General features: G+C 67.4%; 6 protein-coding genes and 3 pseudogenes. 6 read left to right on the top strand and 3 right to left on the bottom strand.

Annotated elements, in window-relative coordinates; genetic code table 11:
* Nucleotides 1-88 precede the first annotated feature (88 nt).
* Nucleotides 89-223, top strand: a pseudogene (locus ACZ7HQ_RS44695) (IS5/IS1182 family transposase); the annotation flags it as partial.
* A 9-nt stretch (nucleotides 224-232) separates the two neighbouring features.
* Here the strand turns inward: ACZ7HQ_RS44695 and ACZ7HQ_RS44690 are convergent.
* Nucleotides 233-523 (bottom strand): hypothetical protein, encoded by a 291-nt coding sequence (locus tag ACZ7HQ_RS44690; RefSeq protein ID WP_471003168.1) that lies wholly within the window; start codon nucleotides 521-523, stop codon nucleotides 233-235.
* 217 nt (nucleotides 524-740) lie between these two features.
* Here ACZ7HQ_RS44690 and ACZ7HQ_RS44685 point away from each other — a divergent pair, with 217 nt between their 5' ends.
* Complete coding sequence (locus ACZ7HQ_RS44685; protein ID WP_471003171.1) at nucleotides 741-1,424, top strand: GmrSD restriction endonuclease domain-containing protein; 684 nt, start codon at nucleotides 741-743, stop codon at nucleotides 1,422-1,424.
* Between the two features lie 2 nt (nucleotides 1,425-1,426).
* Here ACZ7HQ_RS44685 and ACZ7HQ_RS44680 read toward each other — a convergent pair.
* A pseudogene (locus ACZ7HQ_RS44680) lies at nucleotides 1,427-1,625 on the bottom strand (L-threonylcarbamoyladenylate synthase); the annotation flags it as partial.
* A 442-nt stretch (nucleotides 1,626-2,067) separates the two neighbouring features.
* Nucleotides 2,068-2,397 carry a hypothetical protein gene (locus ACZ7HQ_RS44675; RefSeq protein WP_471003165.1) on the bottom strand — a complete coding sequence of 110 codons (330 nt, stop codon included), beginning with the start codon at nucleotides 2,395-2,397 and terminating at the stop codon, nucleotides 2,068-2,070.
* A gap of 430 nt (nucleotides 2,398-2,827) precedes the next feature.
* Here ACZ7HQ_RS44675 and ACZ7HQ_RS44670 point away from each other — a divergent pair, with 430 nt between their 5' ends.
* From ACZ7HQ_RS44670 to ACZ7HQ_RS44655, 4 genes and pseudogenes are all read left to right on the top strand, one after another.
* Nucleotides 2,828-3,088 carry a hypothetical protein gene (locus tag ACZ7HQ_RS44670; RefSeq protein ID WP_471003162.1) on the top strand — a complete coding sequence of 87 codons (261 nt, stop codon included), beginning with the start codon at nucleotides 2,828-2,830 and terminating at the stop codon, nucleotides 3,086-3,088.
* A complete protein-coding gene (locus ACZ7HQ_RS44665; RefSeq protein ID WP_471003159.1) occupies nucleotides 3,060-3,587 on the top strand; it encodes a DUF6879 family protein in 528 nt (175 codons plus the stop codon). Before ACZ7HQ_RS44670 ends, ACZ7HQ_RS44665 begins: the two co-directional genes overlap by 29 nt.
* 23 nt (nucleotides 3,588-3,610) lie before the next feature.
* Nucleotides 3,611-4,462 (top strand): helix-turn-helix domain-containing protein, encoded by an 852-nt coding sequence (locus tag ACZ7HQ_RS44660; protein WP_471003156.1) that lies wholly within the window; start codon nucleotides 3,611-3,613, stop codon nucleotides 4,460-4,462.
* Nucleotides 4,463-4,845: 383 nt separating this feature from the next.
* Nucleotides 4,846-5,436, top strand: a pseudogene (locus ACZ7HQ_RS44655) (transposase); the annotation flags it as partial.
* Between the last annotated feature and the right edge of the window lie 77 nt (nucleotides 5,437-5,513).

Genomic DNA, 5,513 nt, shown 5'->3' with positions numbered 1-5,513 from the left:
CAAGCTGCGATGCTCCACAACCCGCATCACCAACCTCGTCCAAGCCGTCCTCACCCTGCACCTGACCTGCTCAAACTGAGGTTGGAAAAGGCTCATTGTCGAACGCTGCTTCAACCGGCTCAAGAGCTTCCGCCGCATCGCTATCCGGTATGACAAGACCGCCACCTCCTACGAAGCAGCGGTCTCTCTTGCGTCATTCCTGCTGTGGGCAAGACCCGTTTGAAGACGGACCCTAGTTCGGGGCTTCGGCGCTACTGCCGCGACGGATACGCTCGAGCACGTCCTGATGGAGAGCGTTCAACCCGCCGGAGGGAAGGGGCGCGGGGCTACCGGTGAGTGTGTACCACTCTTCGGCGCCCGTGTACTGGATCGCGATCTGGGCTCTTCCATCAGCGTGCCGTGTCGTGGCCACGGTCAGCTCGCCGGTGATGACTCCGACCTCGTCGGTCATGGCGCCTCCCGGCCCCGCCCGGACCGTGTCGACGAGTCGTTCAGGGAGCTTCTCGGCGCCATCCGTGTTCATGGGGCACAGCCGCTTTCCTCGCACCGAGTGATCATCCGCATCCAGAGCCTAGCTGCTCCCACTCACCGGCCCAGGCTGATCCACGCCGCGTCACCCGGTAGCAGGATGCCGCCAGGCCGGCGGAACGGTTCTCCGCGTCCACTCTGTGCAGCGCCATGCCGCGCCCGGGCGACAAAACAGCAACACGACCGTCAGTACTGGTAGTTGAAGCCTCGTGATCACCTCATCTGTGCGGCGCCGCGCCGCCATCCTGGCCCTGACGTGCCTGTCCCTCCTCGTCACGGCAACCCCCGCGCCTGCATCCGCTGCGACCCCCACAACGACGGCCGTCCCCGCGGTCGCGCGGCGTGACCTGCCCGAGCCGCCAGCCACCGACGTCGCCCTGAAGGAACTCGGCGAACTCCCCATCGAGGCCCCTCACTCGATGGCCAGCTACTCGCGGGCGAAGTTCCCCCACTGGATCAAGCAGTACGGGGAATGCGACACCCGCGAAGTCGTCCTCTCCCGCGACGGCCAGGAGGTGACCCAGGACTCGATGTGCCGGGCCACCACAGGGACCTGGTACAGCCCCTACGATGGCAAAACCCTCGATGCCGCGTCCAAGGTCGACATTGACCACATGGTCCCCCTCGCCAACGCCTGGCGCTCCGGCGCCGACACCTGGACCACCGACAAACGCAAGAAGTTCGCCAACGACCTCGACCACTCGCAGCTGATCGCCGTTTCCGCCGCCTCCAACCGCTCCAAGGGCGACCAGTCCCCGGACCAGTGGGCGCCCCCGAACAAGGACTACTGGTGCACCTACTCGCGGGCCTGGACCGACATCAAGTACCTGTACGGACTGAGCATCACAGCACCTGAGAAGACCAAGCTCACCGAGATGCTCAACACCTGCGACTAACGCCCCGCGGCAGCTTCGAGATCCTCGCGTGTCACTCCGCCGGGCCGAAGGATGCTCGGGATCTCGCCCGTGACGTCGACGATGGTCGACTCCACCCCGATCTCGCAGGGGCCGCCGTCCAGCACGAAGTCGACCGCCCGGCCGAGCTCCGCGGACGTGGTCCGCGGTGGTGAGGCTGACCGAATGGCGGAAGGCGACGGGCGGGCCTGCGGAACCCGCTTGGCGCTGCGACGGCTGTCGGGGCACAAACGTCCCGGTGCGACGTGTTTCGCCTTCCTCGCTGACTTGGCGCAGTTGTGGGCTCGTGAACGGGCGTGCACCCCTCTGCAGAGGCCATCCTGTCCCTCTTCAGGGAGACGTGCAGCGGCCGTCCCCGACGGGGGCGGGGACGGCCGCGTCTCCAGCGGAAGACCCCGCTCTCGATTCGCCGTCGCGGAGCCCACTGGAGTCTTGCCCGTTCCCGACGCGATCGGCGTGCGCCGGGAGGGGGAGTATCAGCGGCGCGTCGGCGCCGTCTGCCGGGGAGCGCGCCGGCAGAGCCACGCGTGTACGACGACGGAGCCGCCAGCAGCGCTCGCGCCGTGGTTCTGGATCTCCTCGGTCTTCTCAGTGGGGCGGATCGGTTCGGTGCAGCGTGCGCAGATCATCGGCGGAGCTCCAGGGCGAGGGCGTGCAGGGCGCGGCGGGTCTCGCAGAGTGTGGCGTCGTCTGTGCACTGCTCGCACCGGCTGGGGTGGTCGTTGCGCGCGGCCAGCACGGCACGGCGCGTGCAAGTCCGGCAGGCGCGCGGGAACCAGTGGCCGCCGTCGGTCTTACGCTCGCCGAGGTCAATGGCCGTCGCAGTGGACAACGGCTCGCCGCCCCATACGCACTCGGCGCCGCGCGCCCGGGCGTCGGGCAGGACTTCCAGCGGCGGCATCAGGATGAGTGGCAGGAGGTCGGCCGGGATGTCGACCAGGGCTTTGGCGGTCATGACCAGCGCACGGCTTTCCAGGCCTGCCGCAGAGGCTCACCCTCGGGGCAGGGGTTAGTGCCATCCGCACAGGCGGGACAGTCGCTGTAGTGGAGGATGAGCGCCTTGTAGGCCGTGTACGACGGTTTCGCCTCGAAGGCGTTCATGACCTCGACAAGCGCTTCGCGGCCTGTCTGCGCTGGTCGCTCCCCGGTAGGCGCGCAGGCTGTACGGTGCATGGTGTCGACGCTCCTCGCAGTGTCGGCCACGCCCCGGGAGGCTCCGCCGCCTCGCCGGGGTTACTTGTGCCCTACGACGCTAGGAGCGTGGACAGCCGGGCGGCCAGGAATGTGCATCGATGTGCACGCGACCTGTCAGCCTCTTGACCTGGTAAGCCACCCGCACGACGGTGGTGTACATCTCTGAACACGACGAGCAGCGGAGGGCGACCGTGGACCTACAGTTCATCGGGATCGACCCCAACACGGGCGACGGCGAAAGCCCCACCGTCTGGGTCGACCAGGAAGCGAAGGAACTCGTACTGCAGGGCTGGAAGCCGGGCGCAGAACTCGAAGCCAGGTGCGCGGCGTTCGAGGTTCCGGGCCACGCGGTGGGCATCCCGGACCATGAGGCCGTGATCCGTATCCCCGCCCGCATGGTGCCGATGATCAGGGAGGCGTGCGATGCCGTCGAACGTGCCGACGTTTCCTGAACTCCTCGGCGCTGCAACCCAGTCAGCCATTCACCTGGAGATGCGCGACAGCTACGCCGTCGACTACGAGAAAGGCCCGTTCGCCCAGTGGCGGGCCGGCCACCGGCACGACCCTGGGAATCGCGCCTCATGGTGGCGCCCGTGGCTCGACCTCATCCAGGAAACCGTAGGTCGCGGTGTCGCCGTGCGCCGGGCCCGCATCGTCTCGGAGCCGGTCAGTGAGTACACCCGCTTCCTGTACGACGGCACCTTCACCAACGTTGCCGCGGGCGAGCAGGTGCGCTGGCTGCCCCGTCGGCAGGCCTCGGACATCGCGCTGCCCGGCAACGACTTCTGGCTCATCGACGGCCGCCTGATCCGGTGGAACCACTTCACCGGCGGGGGCGCCTCGGCGGGCGGAGAGATCAGCGAGGACCCGGCCGCCGTGAAGTTGTGCGCCGAGGCCTTCGAGGCGGTGTGGGCGCGCGCGATCCCGCACGACCAGTACACGATCAGCTAGCACGGAAGGCGCACGGCCAGCTCATGCCCATCTCCCCGTCCTTGTCGGCGCAGGCTGCCCGCGAAGCCGTCGCGCAGCGCCTGAAGGAACTCCGTGCCGACGCCGGGATCACCGGGGCCGAGCTGGCCGCGCGCTGCGGCTGGTCGCACCCCAAGACGTACCGGATCGAAGGGGCCCGCACGCCGCCGTCCGCCGAAGACGTCCGCCGCTGGTGCGAGGCGTGCGAAGCCAGCGACCAGGCGGACGACATCATCGCCCAGTCCCGTACCGCAGAGTCGATGTACGTGGAATGGCGGCGCAAAGTCCGCACCGGGCTGAAGCAGCTGCAGCACAGCTACGTGCCGTTGTTCAAGGCGACGAAGCTGTTCCGCGTCTACTCGCCGACGATGGTGCCCGGCCTGCTGCAGACCGAGGGCTACGCGCGCGGCCTGATGACGGCGATCACCCGCTTCCGGGACATCCCGGACGACGTCGCGGACGCGGTGGCCGCACGGCTGGAACGCTCCCGGATCATCCACGAACCCGGGCACCGGTTCGCCATGGTCATCGAAGAGCCGGTCCTCTACTACCAGCTGGGGACCCCGGACGCGATGGCCGCGCAGCTCGGTTACCTACTGACCGCTGGCGCGCTGCCGCAGGTGTCGCTGGGCATCATCCCCACTGCGACCACCGAGCGTCCCATGTGGCCGCAGGAGCTGTTCCACGTGTACGACGAAACGCTCGTGTCGGTCGAGCTGCTGGCGGCCCGTGTGCAGGTGACCCAGCCGTCGGAGATCGCCCTGTATGTGAAGGCGTTCGAGAAGCTGCGCGCCTTGGCCGTATACGGGGCCGACGCGCGCGCCCTGATCGTGAAGGCCATCGACGCCTTGGGATGACCGGGAACTGGTGCGTCCGCGAGAGGACGAAGAAGGAGTGGTGCCGCTGTGGTTCATATCGCGTCTTGGCTATGGCAGTTCCAGAGCACGATCGGCTACTCGCGGGGCACCCTGCCCGCCGCAGGAGACTGTACAGCCCCGCCGCGGCCAGAAAGCCCCGACGGCCACGCCCTTGGATGCATACAGCCTGCAGTCCGCGATCGGGCGGTTCCCCCACCACGACAGGATGATGATTCATCAGCTCAGCCTGACGCTTGATGCCGCCCTTGGCGCAATGACATGGTTCCGCCATAACTGTGACGTGACGCTGAACGTGAATGCGGCTCAGGCCACCCGGGACTGTAAAACGATCGGTGTAACTCCTGATCAAGGAAGATGCATCGATGACCAGCGACAACGTGACCGAGGCAGAGTCCGTCAACTCCGCTGAGCCGCAGCGGGCGAAGAAGGTGGACGACGAGCTCATCGACGAGTTGGTCGGCCGCGCCCAGGCCGAGGGCCTGCAGCTGACCGGCGAGGGCGGGCTGCTCCAGCAGCTGACCAAGCGGCTCCTGGAGTCCGCACTCGAAGGCGAGATCACCGATCACCTCGGCTATGACAAGCACGACCCTGCCGGGAAGAACGGCGGCAACAGCCGCAACGGGACCCGGGCCAAGACCGTGCTGACGGATGTCGGCCCGGTCGAGATAGCCGTGCCCCGCGACCGGGAGGGCAGCTTCGAGCCGAAGATCGTCAAGAAGCGGCAGAAGCGCCTGTCCGGCGTGGACGAGATGGTGATCTCGCTGTCCGCGAAGGGCCTGACGACCGGTGAGGTCCAGGCCCATCTGGCCGAAGTCTATGGCGCCGAAGTCTCCCGCCAGACCATCTCCACGATCACCGACAAGGTCATGGACGGCATGGCCGAGTGGCAGAACCGGCCCCTCGACGCCGTCTATCCGGTGATCTTCATCGACGCGATCCACGTGAAGATCCGGGTTCTGTCGACGATCTTGTGATCCAGGTGGTGCGGGGTCATCGTGCGAGCAGGACACGTTTGCGAAGGAGATCGAGG

It is taken from the genome of Streptomyces sp. NPDC037290, from assembly GCF_055603245.1.
Note: the sequence above shows the minus strand (reverse complement) of the source record. Positions and strands in the feature narration are given on the sequence as shown.

Coding starts and splice junctions, on each gene's coding strand:
- ACZ7HQ_RS44665 (WP_471003159.1), top strand. CDS start 3,060: ATGCCGTCGAACGTGCCGACGTTTCCTGAACTCCTCGGCGCTGCAACC.
- ACZ7HQ_RS44660 (WP_471003156.1), top strand. CDS start 3,611: ATGCCCATCTCCCCGTCCTTGTCGGCGCAGGCTGCCCGCGAAGCCGTC.
- ACZ7HQ_RS44690 (WP_471003168.1), bottom strand. CDS start 523: ATGAACACGGATGGCGCCGAGAAGCTCCCTGAACGACTCGTCGACACG.
- ACZ7HQ_RS44675 (WP_471003165.1), bottom strand. CDS start 2,397: ATGACCGCCAAAGCCCTGGTCGACATCCCGGCCGACCTCCTGCCACTC.